Genomic DNA, 17,923 nt, shown 5'->3' with positions numbered 1-17,923 from the left:
TCTATAAGTTTCTTATTATTTACTTATTTAGAAAGTTGTAATAAGATATTATCGTAAGGTATTGAAAAGTTTGTCTACATTTTATATTCAGACAACTTAGTCACGTTTAACAGGGGGGAAACATAATGGTCAAACATAATCCATTTCAATCACGTGCAACTTTTGAAGTAGATGGAAAAACGTATCATTATTATGATTTGAAAGCGCTTGAAAATGCAGGGGTTGGCAACGTATCTCAATTACCATATTCCGTGAAAGTTTTACTTGAATCAGTACTTCGTCAAGTGGACGGACGTGTAATTACAGAAGAGCATGTTACAAATTTAGCGAAATGGGGAACGAAAGATGTGCAAGATATCGATGTTCCATTTAAACCATCTCGTGTAATTTTACAAGATTTCACTGGTGTTCCAGCTGTTGTTGATTTGGCTTCGCTTCGTAAAGCAATGGCAGACATGGGTGGGGATCCTGATAAAATTAATCCGGAAATTACTGTAGACCTTGTAATTGATCACTCTGTACAGGTTGATAGAGCGGGTACGGCAGACGCGCTTGCATTCAACATGGACTTAGAGTTTAAACGTAATGAAGAACGTTATAAATTTTTAAGCTGGGCACAAAAGTCATTTGATAACTACCGTGCAGTTCCACCAGCTACAGGTATTGTACACCAAGTAAACCTTGAATATTTAGCACCAGTTGTTCATGCTGTGAAAAATGCTGAAGGTGACTTAGTTGCATACCCAGATTCGTTAGTTGGAACAGACTCACATACAACAATGATTAACGGTATCGGTGTTCTTGGATGGGGCGTTGGTGGTATTGAAGCAGAAGCGGGAATGCTTGGACAGCCTTCGTACTTCCCAGTACCTGAAGTAATCGGTGTAAAATTAACTGGTACACTTCCAAGTGGTACTACAGCAACAGACGTTGCATTAAAAGTAACACAAGTATTACGTCAAAAAGGTGTAGTTGGTAAATTTGTTGAGTTCTTCGGTAATGGCTTAAAGAGCATGCCTTTAGCTGACCGTGCAACAATTTCAAACATGGCACCAGAATACGGCGCAACTTGTGGATTCTTCCCAATCGACGAAATTTCATTAGAATACTTACGTTTAACAGGTAGAGATGAGGAGCAAATTCGCGTTGTTGAAGAATATTGTAAAGCGAACGGCTTATTCTATACAGCAGACAGCAAAGATCCAATTTACACTGATCTTGTTGAAATTGATTTAAATACAATCGAATCTAACCTTTCTGGACCGAAACGCCCACAAGATTTAATTCCACTTTCAGATATGAAAGATGCGTTCCACAAAGCTGTTGTAGCACCAGTTGGAACACAAGGACTTGGATTTAATGAGCAAGAGTTCGATAAAGAAGTGAAGGTTACATTAGAAGATAAAGAAGTAACGATGAAAACAGGTGCAATCGCAATCGCTGCAATTACAAGCTGTACAAATACATCAAACCCATACGTATTAATTGGGGCAGGTTTAGTTGCGAAGAAAGCAATTGAAAAGGGACTTAAAGTACCTGAATACGTAAAAACATCATTAGCACCAGGATCTAAAGTTGTTACGGAGTACTTAGATAAATCAGGTTTAACAACGTATTTAGATCAATTAGGTTTCCAAACAGTTGGTTACGGCTGTACGACTTGTATCGGTAACTCTGGCCCATTAGCACCGGAATTAGAAGAAGCAATCGCAGCAAACGACTTACTAGTAACATCTGTTTTATCTGGTAACCGTAACTTTGAAGGTCGTATTCATCCACTTGTAAAAGCAAACTACTTAGCATCACCACCACTTGTTGTGGCATATGCACTTGCAGGTACTGTTGATATTGACCTGAAAAATGATGAAATCGGTAAAGATGCAAATGGCAATGCTGTTTACTTCAATGATATTTGGCCATCAGCTAAAGAAATTGAAGATGTAGTTCAAAGCGTTGTTACATCTGAGCTGTTCAAGAAAGAATATGCACAAGTATTTAACAGCAATGAGCGTTGGAATGAAATCCAAACTTCAAACGAAGCTTTATATACTTGGGATAATGATTCAACGTACATTCAAAACCCACCATTCTTTGAAGGTTTATCTAAAGAACCAGGTGAAGTTGAAACGTTATCAGGCTTACGCGTAGTTGGTAAATTTGGTGACTCTGTAACGACTGACCACATTTCACCAGCAGGTTCAATCGGTAAGCATACACCAGCTGGACGCTACTTATTAGAAAACGGCGTACAACCAGTTGACTTTAACTCTTACGGTTCTCGTCGTGGTAACCATGAAGTTATGATGCGTGGTACATTCGCGAACATCCGTATTAAAAACCAAATCGCACCAGGAACAGAAGGCGGATATACAACATACTGGCCAACTGGTGAAGTAACATCAATCTATGATGCTGCTATGAAGTATAAAGAAGATGGCACAGGCCTTCTAGTTATTGCAGGTAAAGATTACGGTATGGGAAGTTCTCGTGACTGGGCTGCGAAAGGTACAAACTTATTAGGTATTAAAGCAGTAATCGCAGAAAGCTTCGAACGTATTCACCGTAGTAACCTAGTATTAATGGGTGTATTACCACTTCAATTTAAAGATGGCGAAAGCGCTGAAACGTTAGGTCTTGTTGGTAACGAGTCATTTGAAATTCAAATTGACAAAACAGTTAGACCACGCGATCTTGTAAAAGTAGTTGCAACTGATGCAGATGGCAACGAAAAACAATTTGAAGTAGTAGCTCGTTTCGATAGTGAAGTTGAAATTGACTACTACCGTCACGGTGGTATCTTACAAATGGTTCTTCGTGAGAAAATTGAAGAGTCTAAAGTGTCAAACTAAACAATTGAAATGAATGATAAGGAAGCTAACAACTGTTAGCTTCCTTATTTTATGGAAAGGGATGAAACCAAATGGTTTCATCCCTTTCTTTTTACTATAAAAATGGAGGGAATACTATGAAAGAATATAAAAGAATTTTGTTACCGTTACAGAAAGAAAAAATATTAGTAATAGCAGCTGTATGCAGTGGGATTTTTGCAGCTATTTTAAATCTATCCCGTCCACTATTCATGGGACTAATTGTAGATAACCTAATTCAACGAGAGCTGAAGGGAGCGTATTTTTACATTACTTTGTTTACAGTTACCCGCTTATTGATGTGGGTGAACAATCTTTCATTTGATTATGTAAGCTCAAAAGCGAGCCAGCGAATATTACGAGAGAAGCGTATAGATGTATTGCGCCATTTTTTCCTATTACCGTTTGAAGAGAGTGAGAAAATCAAACAAGGAGAGCTAGAAACGTTAGTCGTATCTGATATTCCGAACTGGGTCAGGCTATATGGTTCTATATTAATAGAATATATACACGCCATTGCGCAATTTATCGGTGCGATCATAGCACTACAACATATAGATATACAGTTCATATTGTGGATAACTCCGTTTTTATTTTTAAGTGCAATGGTTCCGATGCTTTTAGGGAAGAAGGTAAGAAATATTGCTAGTATTGCTCAAAAAAATCAATCAACTGTTGTAGAGATGGTGTCACAGTTTGTAAAAGGAGCGCAAGATTTACGTAGTTTGCAAAAAGAAAAATGGGCTATTGGCTTATTTAAAGGAGTAACGGCACAATCTTATAAAACAGAAGTAAAGAAGACGATGATGCAGCATTACATTGGAGTAGTTGGAACAGTGATTGAAACAGGAGCATATATCGTTGTTCTTATTATAGGTGCGCAAAAAATAATGCAGGGCGAAATGGAGGTTGGTTCACTTGTTGCAGTGTTAGCGACAATTGAGATGCTCTTTTTCCCTGTCCGTTATGTGGGGGATTTATTAATGATGACACAAGTTGCAGCTGCTTCGGCAAGTAGAGTTTTTTCCTTTTTAGATAAACGAGTGGCAAATAGTAATGTAGAAAAAGCGATGGGGATGACAATAACAAATGTTTCATTTCAGGAGAATGGTGAAGAGAAATGCAGAATTAAGAATATTGATTTGCAAATTAATCCTGGCGAACTCGTTATGATTGTGGGAGAAAGTGGTGCAGGAAAAACAACGCTTTTAAAATTAATGACAGGTTTGTATAAACCATCTAACGGTAGCATTGCTTATTATGGAAATGAGGCTCGATTGACTACAGTGTGGCAAGAACCTCGATTCTTTCAGACGACAGTAAAAGAGAATATGTATTTCGGGGAAGTGGGCTTAGAAAACGAGTTAGAAAAAAGTGCTGAACTTGTAAATGTAACGCCGATTATTAGGGGGTTACCTGAAGGTCTTCAAACTGTACTACATAAAAGCGGTGAAGAGTTTTCGGGAGGAGAAAGAAAACGGCTTGCATTATTGCGAGCAATTGGTTCAAATCCGAATTTTATTATTTTAGATGAACCGACTGCGGGATTAGATCCGGGCAATCAAGAATTTGTTTGGAATATGATAGAAGGACTAGGAAGCGATGTAACGAGAATTGTAGCAACGCATGATGTAGAGAAAGTGATACTAGCAGATCGCGTTGTCATCATGAAAGAAGGAAGTATTGTAGCATGTGGAAGTCCTGAAAAATTAATAAATAGTCATTTGTTTTTTTAAGGGATGTGAATAAAGATAAGAGCATTGTTCTTATCTTTATTCAGCGTCATTTATTTGATACTCGATAGATTCGGAATGATTCAGATCAACATTAAAAGTAGCAGTCATAAGGAAAGTTGTAATTCCAAGAATTAAGAAAAGGACGAATGAGACTAGAGAGATGTAAAGACAAATACGCCCTACTTTCTTTTTTTCAATATCTTTATTAAAGAGTGAAATGATCCATGTAATAATACCGATTGGATATAAAAGAAAACTAAGAATATATAATGTTATTTTTTCGAATGAATTCATAAACAATCCCCCTTTTGTTGAAGGTTATATAACCATGAAAATAAAAGGTGAATGGGTCTAGAAGAAGATAGGTAATACTTCATTTGTTTTTCTAATTATATGATAAAAAGGAAAAAAATGCACTTTAAATAAGAATATTCTAATTATTTCGACTGTGAATATTTCCAAGCTTGTCCGTATAAGCTAAAATAAGGTATATAGCATTTTGGTGAATATGTTAGAAGACAAACACGTTAGGGTGATATAAAATGTGGCGGAAGCTTACGATTATTGTAGTATTACTTTGTTTAGCGGGATATGCAGCTTATGAACAGTTTGGTAAAAGCGATCAGGCGGCCCAAGGAGAGCAAGAAAAAAGTAAAGCTGCTATGAAAGAGATGATTGCAAGTAACGGTATTGAAATAGGAAAGAGTGCGCCAGACTTTGAATTAACGAAGTTAGATGGAACGAATGTAAAATTATCGGATTTAAAAGGAAAGAAAGTGATTGTAAATTTTTGGGCAACGTGGTGTGGACCTTGTCAGCAAGAAATGCCAGATATGGAGGCTTTCTATAAAGAACATAAAGAAAATGTAGAAATTTTAGCAATAAATTATACGCCTTCAGAAAAAGGCGGAGGGATAGAAAAGGTGAGTAATTTTGCTAAGGAGAAAGGAATTACTTTTCCTATTTTATTGGACAAGAATATTGATGTGACAACAGCGTATAAAGTCATTACAATCCCAACTTCGTATTTTATAGATACGAAAGGTGTCATTCAAGATAAGTTTATTGGACCGATGACGCAAAAAGAGATGGAGAAACGAATTGCTAAATTAAAATAACAGTGAAAAGGTAGAGATGGAATATAATCATTTCTGCCTTTTCTTTTTCACGTAGTGAAAGCTTCATGATATGATAAAAGAAATATAAACGTTGAGAGATAAAGGAGTGTATTTGGAGTGGGGAATATATCCTTACCGTTAGATTATGTTGTAATTGACTTTGAAACAACAGGATTTAACCCTTATAATGATAAAATTATTCAAGTGGCAGCAGTGAAATATCGTAATCATGAACTAGTAGATCAATTTGTTTCCTATGTGAATCCAGAGCGTCCAATTCCAGACCGAATAACGAGTTTAACGGGTATTACAAATTATCGTGTTTCAGATGCACCGACGATTGAAGAAGTGTTACCTTTATTTTTAGCATTTTTACATACGAATGTAATTGTCGCTCATAATGCATCTTTTGATATGCGCTTTTTGAAAAGTAATGTGAATATGCTGGGGTTGCCGGAACCGAAAAATAAAGTGATTGATACTGTATTTTTAGCGAAGAAATATATGAAGCACGCTCCTAATCATAAACTTGAAACGTTAAAGCGAATGCTTGGAATTCGTTTGAGTTCTCATAATGCATTTGATGATTGTATTACTTGTGCAGCAGTTTATCAAAAATGTGCCTCTATTGAAGAAGAGGCGAAAAGGAAATCGAATACAGAAGTACTTGATGAGACAGCAGTATATGAAGCGGTAAAAGAGATACTTGTACGAAATAAACGTGATATCGAATGGATTCGTTGCATGAATGTAGGAAGCTATTTAGATATAAAAGCTTTTTATCCAGTTATGAGATTAAAGGTAAAAGGGCGAAAGAAATACGTATTAACAGACATATTAGAAGATGATGTGAAAGAAATATGTACGAGTTTAGCCTGTGAACCGGCGTTAAAAAGTGAAGTTGGTAATACGAGAATTATGCTGAATTGCTTAGAGGACGTCCTGAAATTAGAAAGTTATATTTTAGAACAGTATGATTTCGTACTGCAAGCGCTGCATGATTATAAACAAAGTGAAATGAATGCAGATGAAAAGTTAAAAGAGTATTTAAATATTATGGTATGAAAAACTCCGTGTACATTTTATTGTACACGGAGTTTTTTTAGGAGTATTAAAACATAAAATTTTCTTGCAAATCTGATTAAAGAGTTTTTCCTTTGCTCATACTATGTATAGTAAGAATGAGAAGGAGAGAGGGTGAACAGCATGAGAAGAAGTCGTCGCAAATCATTTGACGAGCTTGTGAAAGAAAATAAACAACAATTATTAAGCGATCGCGATGCAATCGATCGCATTGAAGAGCGTATTGAAAAACGTTATGAAATGAAACTTTTTAAGCAAGCTGAATAATTCTTAACACTAGTACGATACTACTGTTAAGGAGGCGATAGTAATGGGTAATCCGAAAAAGAATTCAAAAGACTTTGTACCGAATCATATTGGAACACAATCAAAAAAAGCTGGTGGCAATAAAGGGAAGCAAATGCAAGACCAAACGGGTAAACAACCGATTGTTGATAACGGTTAAAGAAAAGGAGAATATTGTATTCTCCTTTTTTATGTATAAATTTGAGGGAAGATAGGTAATTTAAGATGGTGTGTATATACAATATTAGGAGGAAAGTACATGCCAAATCCAGATAATCGAAGTGATAACGCTGAAAAGTTACAAGAAATGGTGCAAAATACAATTGATAACTTTAATGAAGCGAAAGAAACAGCGGAACTTTCTAATGAAAAAGATCGTTCTGCTATTGAAGCAAAAAATCAAAGACGTTTAGAAAGTATTGACTCATTAAAAAGTGAAATCAAAGATGAATCTTAACAGAATGTACAAAAAGGGCTGACTTTTGTCAGCCCTTTTTCGTAATCGTAAAGTTTTCAACGAGTAAACGCCAATTTTGCGGGAATGGTAAACCAATCTTCCAATAACTAATACCACCTATACCTTGTTCTTTCATTAAATTAAACTTACTTTGAACAGACCGTGAATCTTCAAACCAAACTTCGTGTTGTACACCATTTTCATCGAAATAATTAAAATGAGGAGCCTGTGCTGTGAAATCATAGCGGATCGGAACATTGTATTTACGAGCTAGTGCAACAGCTGCGACAGAGCTAATTGCTTTTGCAGGCGGATTTCCTTCTTTGAATGGAAGTTTCCAATCGAATCCGTATAAATTTTGTCCCATCATAATTTTTTGCGGAGGCATTTGAGATTTTGCGTATTGAAGTACTTCTTTTACAGGACCGATAGGAGAAATAGCCATCGGTGGTCCGCCCTGCCAACCCCAGTCGTATGTCATAATGACGACGAAATCAACAATTTGACCTTGTGCTTTATAATCATGAGCTTCGAAAAATTTTCCCTTTTGATTTGAACTTGTTTTCGGTACAAGTGTTGTACTTAGTGTGTACCCATTAGGTAAGCGTGTTTTCACATTTCGTAAAAAACGATTATACGCTTCGCGATCTTCAGGTGCCACGCTCTCGAAATCAAAATGAATGTCTCGCATACCGTACTTCTCAGCTGTTTGCAAAATGTTTGTAATAAATTTATTTTGAATCGTTGCATCACGTAAAATAACGGATGTTAGATCGGCACTAAAGTTTCCATTTTCAATATTTGTAATAACGAGCATAGGAATGGTGTTTCCTTGCGTTGCAATATTAGCAATTTTAGCTGTTTCAGTTGGTTCTTTTAACGTACCATCTCTTTTTGCCTCGAAACTGAAGTAGGCTAAGTATGTTAAAAATGGATTAATAGCACGTGTAGAATTAACTAAACTTTCTTTAATGGGGATAGTTGAAGGTTGTAAATAAGCGATGGATTCTACTGCTCGTTTCGTCCCTTTTGGAATATATAATTGCTGGCCAACATGGAGAATGGATTTTAAAGATAAATTATTCACTTTAGCTAAACTAGCGAGAGGAACGTTATATGTTTGAGAGATTCGATATAAGCTATCGCCAGGCTGTACATAATAATTATTTCCTTTCGTATTCACAATTAGTGCCTGACCAACAACGAGTGTTTCAGCTGGATTTAATCCATTGTCTTTTACTATCTCGTCAGGTGTTGATCCATATTTTGATGCCAAGCTATATACGCTATCACCGCTACGAACCGTTACAATTTGAATCATATGCTTGCTCCTTTCGGTAAAAGATTCACTATTTTTATTTTATTTTTGATGTCACTGTATTATGATTAAATGTATGCAAGGTAGCAGAAGTGAAAGAAGGCGAATACATATGTTTGTAGCAGAACATGAAGTTGAAATCCGTTATGCGGAAACAGATCAAATGGGTGTTGTTTACCATTCAAACTATTTAGTGTGGCTTGAACTAGGTCGCACGAAACTTATACAAGATTTAGGGTTTTCATATGTTGAAATGGAGAAGGAAGGAATTATTTCTCCTGTTTTAGATTTGCAAATTTCTTATCGTAAAGCGATGCGCTACGGGGAAAAAGCAATTGTAAAAACGTGGGTTGATACAGTGAGCCCGCTTCGCGTTGTATATGGATATGAAATTTATAATGGTGATGGCGAACTTTGTATTACTGCAAGTACAACGAATATTTGTGCAAAAAAAGAAGGATTCCGCCCTGTATCATTTAAAAAGTTCTATCCAGAGTGGTATGCGAAATATGAGGAAATTAAGAAAAAATAAAAAAGCGTGGCGGAAGCCACGTTTTTTTATTTTTCATAATTAAATTGCGGGAAATCATCACCGTCGTTAAATGTAACAACTAAATTATGTCCATCGAAGAACCACTCATCATCGCTTTCAATAAAGAAGTTAATATCTTCTTCTTGAATTTGCACAGCAGGATGTGCAGGATCATCTTTACGAATACCTAAAGAAAGTCCTTTTTGCACAGTACTGCAACCACCGTATTGTACGAAAAAGCGTAGTGTTTCACCTGATTGTAAGTTTAATTCGTTTTTATACCATTGTGCTGCTTCTTTTGTTACGGAAAGATTCATGTATAGTTCCTCCAAATTATGTTGCTTTTTCTTTAGTATAAAAAATAACGCAAAAAGACGCTATTAATATGCTTCACGTTTTCTTTTTGCGTTATGTGGGTTACGATCTTATTTTTGCTTTTTTGAAAAGTTTGCTTTCGGTTCAGTTTTATTTATAATTCGTCCAATATTTGCACGGTGTTTATAAATAACCATACCTGCTAATAAACACATCGCAATAATGAAGATTTTATCCCCGCTAACAATTGATGCGATAACGGCAACGACAGCTGTTACCATAGAAGAAAGTGATACGTATCTTGTTGTAAATAAAAGGCTGAAAAAGACAACAGCTAAAATTGCAAAAACAACTGGTGAGTAGCATAATAGCACGCCAGCAGAAGTTGCAACTGCTTTACCACCACGGAATTTCGCGAAAATCGGATACACATGTCCAAGAACAGCTGCTAATCCGAACCATAGTGGATGAACATCTAACGCGAAAATAATCGGTAGACTCGTTGCTAATGTACCTTTTAAAATGTCAGCAATTGTAACGATAAAACCTGCTTTTTTCCCTAATGTGCGGAATGTATTTGTTCCGCCTAAATTACCGCTTCCGTGCTCACGAATGTCAATTCCATAACCAATCTTTCCAACGACTAGTGCAAATGGAATCGAGCCAAGTAAGTAGGCAACGATAAATAAAAGATATGTAGTAACCATAAGTTCAGTCTCCTTTATTCAAATGTGTTGATAAAGGGTAAAAAGAGTTTTTCCCGTATATTGTACCATACATTTGTAAAGAGCACATTTCTTTTTTGTAAATGAAAAATTCATTATTTCGTGCAAAAAATTTCACAGGAATGTTACATTTCTCACAGAAACAATAAGACTATATGTAGTAACATTTTAATCAAAAGACAACAACATATTGGTGGAGGGTTATAAATGTTACAAAAAAATACACGTGGAGAAGAATTAATGAGAGTGTTTGAGACGATTGTCCACGGCAATGAACAAGATTTAATGCAAGAAAATGCAAATGTAGACGGCCGCTCTCCAATGGGAGTAATGGGAACGTTCGCATCTGAGAGTGCAAAATATTATGCTGTGGAAAATTTATTGTCAGATCAAGTGAAAAAAGCGATAAATGAAAATATATTATATCCACATGATTTAGATTTTTATGCGACAGGAACGACGACTTGTTCACAAATTCCGTTAGCGCAACTGCTTGCGAACGGTTTTCATACCGGACATGGACATATGAGACAACCGCAAGACATTAAAAGTGCATTAGCTCTTTCATCTATTATTTTTCAAGCGAATCAAAATATGCAGCACGGTGGTCAATCGTTTGCACTCTTTGATGTTGATTTAGCTCCATATGTGAGAAAAACAGTAGAGAGACATAAGAAACGATTACAGTCATATCCGCTCACGAAAGAACAAATAGAAGAATTTGCGTGGAAAGAAACAGAAAATGATACGTATCAGGCTTGTGAGGCTTTCATTCATAATTCAAATAGTATGCATAGTAGGGGCGGCGGGCAAGTACCGTTTATTTCTATTAATTATGGAACAGACACATCAAAAGAAGGAAGACTTTTAATTAAACAACTTTTAAAAGCGACACAAGCTGGTCTTGGTAAAGGAGAAACACCAATTTTTCCTATTCAAATTTTTAAAATGAAAAAAGGTGTGAACTTTGAAGAAAGTGATCCGAACTATGATTTATTTGAATTAGCGTTAGAGACAACGGCTGAACGATTATTCCCTAACTTTTCATTTTTAGATGCGCCATTTAATGCTGTGCATTATGATGGACGACCGGAAAGTGAAGTATGTTACATGGGATGTCGTACTCGTGTTATGTCGAACATACATGGAGAAGAAACGGCGATTGGAAGAGGGAATTTATCATTTACATCTATTAACTTAGTGAAATTAGCATTAATTAGTGGTTCAAAAGAAGCGTTTTTTGAAGCGTTAAATTATTATTTAGATTTAGGAATTAAGCAATTATTAGAGCGATTTGAGTATCAATGTACGAAACGAGCAAGAGATTTTCGATTTTTATACTCACAAGGTGTATGGCGCGGTGGAGAAAAGTTGCAGCCTGAAGATTCTGTAGCATCCATTTTAAAGCAAGGGACGTTAAGTCTTGGTTTTATCGGTCTTGCGGAGTGTTTAGTAGCTTTAACAGGAAAGCATCATGGAGAAGATGAAGAATCATGGAAACTCGGGTATGAAATTATTTCCTTTATGAGGGATAGAATGGATAAAGCGACAGAAGAACATGAACTGAATTTCTCGGTAATTGCAACTCCGGCAGAAGGATTATCAGGGAAGTTTGTGAAAAAAGATAGAGAAGAATTTGGCGTGATTAGCGGTATAACAAATCATAATTACTATACGAATTCATTCCATATTCCAGTTTATTATAACATGCAAGCGATAAATAAAATTCGTTTAGAAGGCCCGTTCCACGCTCTATGTAACGGGGGACATATTACGTATATTGAACTAGATGGAGCAGCAATGCATAACAAAAAGGCATTAAAACAAATTGTACAAGCGATGGCAGAGAATGGCGTTGGATACGGTTCAATTAATCACCCTGTTGACCGTTGTAAGTGCTGTAGTTATCACGGAGTTATTGGAAATGAATGTCCGAGCTGCGGAAATGAAGATGAGGCTAACATAGAAAGAATTCGCCGTATAACAGGTTATCTTGTAGGAGATATGTCGAAGTGGAATAGTGCGAAACGTAGTGAAGAGATGGATCGGGTGAAACATAAATGAAAGTGATGAACATCATTCATGATAGTGTAGTAGATGGAGAAGGGTTGCGGACAGTCGTGTTTTTTGCGGGCTGTCCGCATCGTTGTTTCGGTTGCCATAATCCGAAATCGTGGAATATTTGTAATGGAACTGAAATGACAGTAGAAGAAATTGTGAAAGAGATTGCAAGTAATCCATTAACTGATGTAACATTTTCAGGTGGAGATCCATTTTTCCAAGCTGCTGAAGTGAAAAAAGTAGCAAAAGCTGTGAAAGATTTGAAAAAAAATCTATGGATGTATACAGGTTATAGGTTAGAAGAGATACAGAGTTCTCAAAATAATGATATGATAGAGTTGTTACATTATGGGGATGTTTTAGTCGATGGAAGATTTGAAATCGAGAAAAAAGATTTAACACTTCCATTTCGCGGAAGCTCCAATCAACGTATTATTCGATTGAAAGAGTAAAAAGGCGGGATAGATTATTATGAATAAAACAGTATTACTTGTTGAAGATGAAAGAAGATTACGTGAAATTGTCAGCGATTATTTTCGCAATGAAGGCTTTGAAGTAATCGAAGCAGAAGACGGAAAAAAGGCGTTAGAATTATTTGCAGAGCATGAAATTGATTTAATTATGTTAGATATTATGTTACCAGAAATAGATGGATGGTCTGTTTGTAGAAGAATTAGAAAAGAATCAGCAGTACCAATTATTATGTTGACAGCACGTTCGGATGAGGATGATACATTGCTAGGTTTCGAATTAGGTGCAGATGAGTATGTAACGAAACCTTTCAGCCCGAAAGTGTTAGTAGCTCGCGCAAAGACTTTATTGAAGCGTGCGGATGGCGTGGTAGGAGTAGCTGAAGAAAATGCTATGTCTTTAGCTGGAATAGAAGTGAATCGTCTATCTAGAACTGTTTTAGTAGATGGAGAAGAAATTATATTAACACATAAAGAATTTGAACTTCTCGTTTATTTAATGGAGAACAAAGGAATTGTGTTGTCACGTCAACATTTATTAGATCAGTTATGGGGATATGACTATTACGGTGATGACCGAACTGTTGATACTCATATTAAAAAACTACGAAATAAGCTAGGAGATAAAGCGAAGCATATCGGTACTGTTATTCGTGTTGGTTATAAATTTGAAGAATAATTTGGAACGTATTGTGTGCTTCAGTCTAGGAAAATAACAATTTTATATCCTCTTTTGCAGGTGGAATGTACAAAAAATGCTTTTTTTGTCTACAATGTTAAATAAGTGTATTTTTTTAATTGGATTTCACGATGAGTTCACAAGAAGGACACAAAACGTGACTATACTAAAAATACGAATTCACCAGAGAGGGGAAGTAAACATGGGATATTACGACGGACCAAATTTAAATGAAGAGCATAGTGAAACGAGAGAAGTGAGAAAATCGGGCAGTAAAAAAGGCTATTTTTTCACAGGTTTAGTCGGAGCTGTAGTTGGGGCTGTTTCAATTAGCTTTGCGGCACCATATATGCCATGGGCTCAAAATAATGGAGCGACTGTATCATCTTTTAGTTCAGATTCAAAAGTTGAAGGTACTGTAGTTCCTGTTGTCAATAAAGCAAAAAATGAAACGGACTTACCTGGTATGATTGAAGGCGCGAAAGATGTTGTTGTAGGTGTTATTAATATGCAACAAAGTATTGATCCATTTGCAATGCAACCGACGGGTCAAGAACAACAAGCTGGTTCAGGATCAGGTGTTATTTATAAAAAGGCAGGAAATAAAGCATATATTGTAACGAACAATCATGTAGTAGATGGTGCAAATAAACTTGCTGTAAAACTGAGTGATGGCAAGAAGGTAGATGCGAAGCTTGTAGGGAAAGACCCTTGGTTAGATTTAGCTGTTGTTGAAATTGATGGTGCTAATGTAAATAAAGTTGCCACTTTAGGTGATTCTAGTAAAATCCGTGCGGGTGAAAAAGCAATTGCAATCGGTAACCCACTAGGATTTGATGGAAGTGTAACGGAAGGTATTATTAGTAGTAAAGAACGCGAAATTCCGGTTGATATTGATGGCGATAAACGTGCAGATTGGAATGCTCAAGTTATTCAAACAGATGCAGCAATTAACCCTGGTAATAGTGGTGGTGCGTTATTTAACCAAAACGGAGAAATAATTGGGATTAATTCAAGTAAAATTGCACAACAAGAAGTTGAAGGAATTGGATTTGCTATTCCAATTAATATCGCAAAACCAGTTATTGAATCTCTTGAAAAAGATGGAGTAGTAAAACGTCCAGCGCTTGGAGTAGGTGTTGTTTCATTAGAAGATGTGCAAGCTTATGCAGTCAATCAATTGAAAGTACCGAAAGAAGTAACAAACGGTGTTGTATTAGGTAAAATTTACCCAATATCACCGGCTGAAAAAGCAGGTTTAGAGCAATATGATATTGTAGTAGCATTAGATAATCAAAAAGTAGAAAATTCACTTCAATTCCGTAAATATTTATATGAAAAGAAAAAAGTAGGAGAGAAGGTAGAAGTTACATTCTATCGTAACGGTCAAAAAATGACGAAAACAGCTACTTTAGCAGATAACTCAGCTACAAAGAATCAATAATCGGAATAAAAGAAAGTCTCTTTCATATTGAAAGAGACTTTCTTTATCGGCTATACTAAAGGAATAGGAGGGATAATTTATGACAATTGAAAACCCAACTCGTACGGAAATTGGTGAAGTATTAAAGAAAAGCAAAACGATTGCAGTTGTTGGTTTATCGGATAAGCCAGAACGTACATCGTATATGGTTTCAAAAGCAATGCAAGATGCTGGATACCGCATTATTCCAGTTAACCCAACAGTAGATGAGGTGCTTGGAGAAAAGGCAGTTGCTTCACTAAAGGATATTAAGGAACACGTTGACATTGTAAATGTATTTCGTCGCTCAGAGTTTTTAATGGATGTTGCAAAAGAATTTGTAGAGATTGATGCAGATGTTTTTTGGGCACAATTAGGAGTACAAGATGAAGATACATACAAACTTTTAAAAGAAAAAGACTATACTGTAATAATGGATCGTTGTATAAAAGTAGAACATGCGATGACAAAATAGTATAGATTGTAAAGGTAGGAAGATTGCTTCAGCCCTCATGATAATAAGTAGGGCCGATGAACGAGGTGTTCATCATGAGATTTTTTAAAGGCTGTTTTTGGGGATTGTTACTTGTAATCCCGTTTTGGATCTTGATCATTTGGATCATAATAAAGGTTTGGAATGTGTAATCTTGGAATACATATCCATTTCTCGTTGACAAACGATTATTTTTCTGAAATAGTAGCCTAGAGGAATCCTTGTGAAAAAACAAGGATTTTTCTATTGAAAATGGTATATAAAAGAGATAAGATAACTTGCCAAAACTATAGTCGAGGCGTTATTCTATAATAGAAACATATGTTCTGATTTTGGATTAGGAAAGGGGCAAGGAGTTTGGCGAAGCATCAGTTCCAATATAATGAAGATGCGATTCAAGTGTTAGAAGGACTTGAAGCCGTTCGAAAACGCCCGGGTATGTATATCGGGAGCACGGACAGCCGTGGATTGCATCATTTAGTATACGAAATAGTAGATAACTCCGTTGATGAAGCGTTAGCGGGATTTGGCGACGAAATTTCTGTCGTAATACATAAAGATAATAGTATTAGCGTTATAGATAAAGGGCGAGGAATGCCTACGGGAATGCATAAGCTTGGAAAACCTACACCAGAAGTTATTTTAACTGTACTTCATGCCGGTGGTAAGTTTGGTCAAGGTGGTTACAAAACCAGTGGTGGTTTACACGGTGTTGGGGCGTCAGTTGTAAACGCCTTATCTGAATGGTTAGTCGTAACGATTAAGCGTGACGGAAATATTTATGAACAACGCTTTGAAAATGGCGGTGTTCCTGTAACGACGCTTGAGAAAATCGGAAAGACGAAAGAATCTGGTACGACAATGCATTTCAAACCAGATACAACGATTTTCAGCACAACAAATTACAATTATGAAACATTATGTGAGAGATTACGTGAATCTGCATTCTTATTAAAAGGGATGAAAATCTCAATAAAAGATGAAAGAAATGATTTAGAAGATGTCTTTCATTATGAAACAGGAATTGAAGCTTTCGTTTCCTATTTAAACGAAGAAAAAGATTCAATTCACCCAGTTGTATACTTCACTGGTGAACAAAATGGGATTGAAGCAGAACTAGCATTTCAATTTAACGATGGCTACTCAGAAAATATTCTTTCGTTTGTAAATAATGTACGTACAAAAGATGGTGGAACACATGAAGCTGGATTTAAGACAGCGATGACGCGTGTGTTCAATGAGTATGCTCGCAAAGTTTCACTATTAAAAGAAAAAGATAAAAACTTAGAAGGTACAGATATTCGTGAAGGTGTAGCGGCTATCGTTTCTGTACGTGTACCAGAAGAAGTACTTCAGTTTGAAGGGCAAACAAAAGGGAAACTAGGTACAAGTGAAGCTCGTTCTTCAATTGATGCCATTGTATCAGAGCATTTAGCTTACTTTTTAGAAGAAAACCCGGACGTAGCCACACTTCTTGTGAGAAAAGCAATTAAAGCAGCGCAAGCACGTGAAGCCGCTCGTAAAGCGAGAGAGGAAGCGCGTACTGGTAAAAAGAAAAAGAAATCAGAAGGTACATTAAGTGGTAAGTTAACACCTGCACAATCACGTAACCCGCAGAAAAATGAACTATACCTAGTAGAGGGTGACTCTGCCGGTGGTTCTGCAAAACAAGGGCGAGATCGACGCTTCCAAGCGGTATTACCATTGCGTGGTAAAGTAATTAATACAGAAAAAGCAAAGCTTGCTGATATCTTTAAAAATGAAGAGATTAATACAATTATTTATGCGATTGGCGGCGGTGTAGGCAATGAATTCGATGTGGAAGACATTAACTACGATAAAGTTGTAATCATGACCGATGCCGATACAGACGGAGCGCATATTCAAGTATTGTTATTAACATTCTTCTACAGATATATGAAACCACTTATCGAAGCTGGTAAAGTGTTTATCGCACTTCCTCCTTTATACAAAGTAAGTAAAGGAAAAGGAAAAAGTGAAGTAATTGAATACGCATGGTCAGATGATGAATTAGATGAAGTAACGAAAAAAGTTGGAAAAGGTTACATGTTACAGCGTTATAAAGGACTTGGCGAAATGAATGCGGATCAATTATGGGAAACAACGATGAATCCTGAAACGCGTACATTAATTCGCGTGAAAATTGATGATGCAGCGAGGGCAGAGCGCCGCGTAACAACATTAATGGGCGATAAAGTAGAACCGCGCCGTAAATGGATTGAGCGCAATGTACAGTTTGGTATGCAAGAAGAAGGAAATATTTTAGAAAATGAAATGATTATGGAGACGGAGGTGGAATAA

At 36.4% G+C, this 17,923-nt stretch carries 18 protein-coding genes; 14 read left to right on the top strand and 4 right to left on the bottom strand.

The features are described from left to right. Positions 1-125 precede the first annotated feature (125 nt). Both acnA and PSR14_RS18630 read left to right on the top strand, forming a co-directional pair. Positions 126-2,849 carry an aconitate hydratase AcnA gene (acnA, locus tag PSR14_RS18635; RefSeq protein ID WP_000238570.1) on the top strand — a complete coding sequence of 908 codons (2,724 nt, stop codon included), beginning with the start codon at positions 126-128 and terminating at the stop codon, positions 2,847-2,849. A 116-nt stretch (positions 2,850-2,965) separates the two neighbouring features. After that, positions 2,966-4,603, top strand: a complete 1,638-nt coding sequence (locus PSR14_RS18630) for an ABC transporter ATP-binding protein (RefSeq protein ID WP_000666354.1) — start codon at positions 2,966-2,968, stop codon at positions 4,601-4,603. Positions 4,604-4,639: 36 nt separating this feature from the next. On the opposite strand, the gene PSR14_RS18625 is transcribed toward PSR14_RS18630, so the two are convergent. Next, entirely contained in the window at positions 4,640-4,897 is a 258-nt protein-coding gene (locus PSR14_RS18625) for a hypothetical protein (protein ID WP_001083868.1), read from the bottom strand. Positions 4,898-5,145: 248 nt separating this feature from the next. On the opposite strand from PSR14_RS18625, the gene PSR14_RS18620 reads away from it, so the two are divergent. The 5 genes from PSR14_RS18620 to tlp all read left to right on the top strand — a co-directional run bounded on the left by PSR14_RS18620 (position 5,146) and on the right by tlp (position 7,546). Beyond that, on the top strand, positions 5,146-5,721 hold the full coding sequence (locus PSR14_RS18620; RefSeq protein WP_000269075.1) for a TlpA family protein disulfide reductase: 576 nt from the start codon (positions 5,146-5,148) through the stop codon (positions 5,719-5,721). A gap of 117 nt (positions 5,722-5,838) precedes the next feature. Beyond that, positions 5,839-6,786, top strand: a complete 948-nt coding sequence (locus tag PSR14_RS18615) for a 3'-5' exonuclease (RefSeq protein WP_000526906.1) — start codon at positions 5,839-5,841, stop codon at positions 6,784-6,786. Positions 6,787-6,927: 141 nt separating this feature from the next. After that, positions 6,928-7,071: an FbpB family small basic protein gene (locus PSR14_RS18610; protein ID WP_001254697.1), complete on the top strand. Its 144-nt coding sequence runs from the start codon at positions 6,928-6,930 to the stop codon at positions 7,069-7,071. Between the two features lie 43 nt (positions 7,072-7,114). After that, positions 7,115-7,249 carry an acid-soluble spore protein SspN gene (gene sspN / locus PSR14_RS18605; RefSeq protein ID WP_000527989.1) on the top strand — a complete coding sequence of 45 codons (135 nt, stop codon included), beginning with the start codon at positions 7,115-7,117 and terminating at the stop codon, positions 7,247-7,249. A gap of 99 nt (positions 7,250-7,348) precedes the next feature. Beyond that, on the top strand, positions 7,349-7,546 hold the full coding sequence (gene tlp, locus PSR14_RS18600) for a small acid-soluble spore protein Tlp (RefSeq protein ID WP_001133509.1): 198 nt from the start codon (positions 7,349-7,351) through the stop codon (positions 7,544-7,546). A 28-nt stretch (positions 7,547-7,574) separates the two neighbouring features. Here the strand turns inward: tlp and PSR14_RS18595 are convergent, their stop codons facing one another. Further along, positions 7,575-8,867, bottom strand: a complete 1,293-nt coding sequence (locus PSR14_RS18595) for a glycosyl hydrolase family 18 protein (protein WP_000614849.1) — start codon at positions 8,865-8,867, stop codon at positions 7,575-7,577. 109 nt (positions 8,868-8,976) lie between these two features. Here PSR14_RS18595 and PSR14_RS18590 point away from each other — a divergent pair, with 109 nt between their 5' ends. Next, on the top strand, positions 8,977-9,396 hold the full coding sequence (locus PSR14_RS18590; RefSeq protein ID WP_000495810.1) for a thioesterase family protein: 420 nt from the start codon (positions 8,977-8,979) through the stop codon (positions 9,394-9,396). A gap of 26 nt (positions 9,397-9,422) precedes the next feature. Here the strand turns inward: PSR14_RS18590 and PSR14_RS18585 are convergent, their stop codons facing one another. Together PSR14_RS18585 and plsY are read right to left on the bottom strand one after the other, a co-directional pair. Then, positions 9,423-9,713 carry a HesB/YadR/YfhF family protein gene (locus PSR14_RS18585; RefSeq protein ID WP_001054442.1) on the bottom strand — a complete coding sequence of 97 codons (291 nt, stop codon included), beginning with the start codon at positions 9,711-9,713 and terminating at the stop codon, positions 9,423-9,425. Between the two features lie 108 nt (positions 9,714-9,821). Next, positions 9,822-10,418, bottom strand: a complete 597-nt coding sequence (gene plsY / locus PSR14_RS18580) for a glycerol-3-phosphate 1-O-acyltransferase PlsY (RefSeq protein ID WP_000258966.1) — start codon at positions 10,416-10,418, stop codon at positions 9,822-9,824. Positions 10,419-10,643: 225 nt separating this feature from the next. On the opposite strand from plsY, the gene PSR14_RS18575 reads away from it, so the two are divergent. The 6 genes from PSR14_RS18575 (at position 10,644) to parE (ending at position 17,923) form a co-directional block, all read left to right on the top strand. Beyond that, positions 10,644-12,500, top strand: coding sequence for an anaerobic ribonucleoside triphosphate reductase (locus tag PSR14_RS18575; protein WP_076855418.1), 1,857 nt, complete (start codon positions 10,644-10,646; stop codon positions 12,498-12,500). Continuing rightward, positions 12,497-12,949 carry an anaerobic ribonucleoside-triphosphate reductase activating protein gene (nrdG, locus tag PSR14_RS18570; RefSeq protein ID WP_098487057.1) on the top strand — a complete coding sequence of 151 codons (453 nt, stop codon included), beginning with the start codon at positions 12,497-12,499 and terminating at the stop codon, positions 12,947-12,949. The genes PSR14_RS18575 and nrdG overlap by 4 nt, the downstream gene beginning before the upstream one ends. A gap of 19 nt (positions 12,950-12,968) precedes the next feature. Beyond that, positions 12,969-13,646: a response regulator transcription factor gene (locus tag PSR14_RS18565; RefSeq protein ID WP_001044683.1), complete on the top strand. Its 678-nt coding sequence runs from the start codon at positions 12,969-12,971 to the stop codon at positions 13,644-13,646. A 202-nt stretch (positions 13,647-13,848) separates the two neighbouring features. After that, positions 13,849-15,090 (top strand): S1C family serine protease, encoded by a 1,242-nt coding sequence (locus PSR14_RS18560; protein WP_000542648.1) that lies wholly within the window; start codon positions 13,849-13,851, stop codon positions 15,088-15,090. A gap of 79 nt (positions 15,091-15,169) precedes the next feature. Then, positions 15,170-15,583, top strand: a complete 414-nt coding sequence (locus PSR14_RS18555; protein ID WP_000151382.1) for a CoA-binding protein — start codon at positions 15,170-15,172, stop codon at positions 15,581-15,583. A gap of 375 nt (positions 15,584-15,958) precedes the next feature. Beyond that, positions 15,959-17,923 carry a DNA topoisomerase IV subunit B gene (gene parE / locus PSR14_RS18550; protein WP_001062205.1) on the top strand — a complete coding sequence of 655 codons (1,965 nt, stop codon included), beginning with the start codon at positions 15,959-15,961 and terminating at the stop codon, positions 17,921-17,923.

Origin of the sequence: Bacillus sp. A01H, assembly GCF_045277205.1 — a bacterium.
Lineage (GTDB): Bacteria > Bacillota > Bacilli > Bacillales > Bacillaceae_G > Bacillus_A > Bacillus_A paranthracis.
This window is presented reverse-complemented; position numbering and strand designations above follow the sequence as displayed.

Coding starts and splice junctions, on each gene's coding strand:
- acnA (WP_000238570.1), top strand. CDS start 126: ATGGTCAAACATAATCCATTTCAATCACGTGCAACTTTTGAAGTAGAT.
- PSR14_RS18630 (WP_000666354.1), top strand. CDS start 2,966: ATGAAAGAATATAAAAGAATTTTGTTACCGTTACAGAAAGAAAAAATA.
- PSR14_RS18625 (WP_001083868.1), bottom strand. CDS start 4,897: ATGAATTCATTCGAAAAAATAACATTATATATTCTTAGTTTTCTTTTA.
- PSR14_RS18620 (WP_000269075.1), top strand. CDS start 5,146: ATGTGGCGGAAGCTTACGATTATTGTAGTATTACTTTGTTTAGCGGGA.
- PSR14_RS18610 (WP_001254697.1), top strand. CDS start 6,928: ATGAGAAGAAGTCGTCGCAAATCATTTGACGAGCTTGTGAAAGAAAAT.
- sspN (WP_000527989.1), top strand. CDS start 7,115: ATGGGTAATCCGAAAAAGAATTCAAAAGACTTTGTACCGAATCATATT.
- tlp (WP_001133509.1), top strand. CDS start 7,349: ATGCCAAATCCAGATAATCGAAGTGATAACGCTGAAAAGTTACAAGAA.
- PSR14_RS18595 (WP_000614849.1), bottom strand. CDS start 8,867: ATGATTCAAATTGTAACGGTTCGTAGCGGTGATAGCGTATATAGCTTG.
- PSR14_RS18590 (WP_000495810.1), top strand. CDS start 8,977: ATGTTTGTAGCAGAACATGAAGTTGAAATCCGTTATGCGGAAACAGAT.
- PSR14_RS18585 (WP_001054442.1), bottom strand. CDS start 9,713: ATGAATCTTTCCGTAACAAAAGAAGCAGCACAATGGTATAAAAACGAA.
- plsY (WP_000258966.1), bottom strand. CDS start 10,418: ATGGTTACTACATATCTTTTATTTATCGTTGCCTACTTACTTGGCTCG.
- PSR14_RS18575 (WP_076855418.1), top strand. CDS start 10,644: ATGTTACAAAAAAATACACGTGGAGAAGAATTAATGAGAGTGTTTGAG.
- nrdG (WP_098487057.1), top strand. CDS start 12,497: ATGAAAGTGATGAACATCATTCATGATAGTGTAGTAGATGGAGAAGGG.
- PSR14_RS18565 (WP_001044683.1), top strand. CDS start 12,969: ATGAATAAAACAGTATTACTTGTTGAAGATGAAAGAAGATTACGTGAA.
- PSR14_RS18560 (WP_000542648.1), top strand. CDS start 13,849: ATGGGATATTACGACGGACCAAATTTAAATGAAGAGCATAGTGAAACG.
- PSR14_RS18555 (WP_000151382.1), top strand. CDS start 15,170: ATGACAATTGAAAACCCAACTCGTACGGAAATTGGTGAAGTATTAAAG.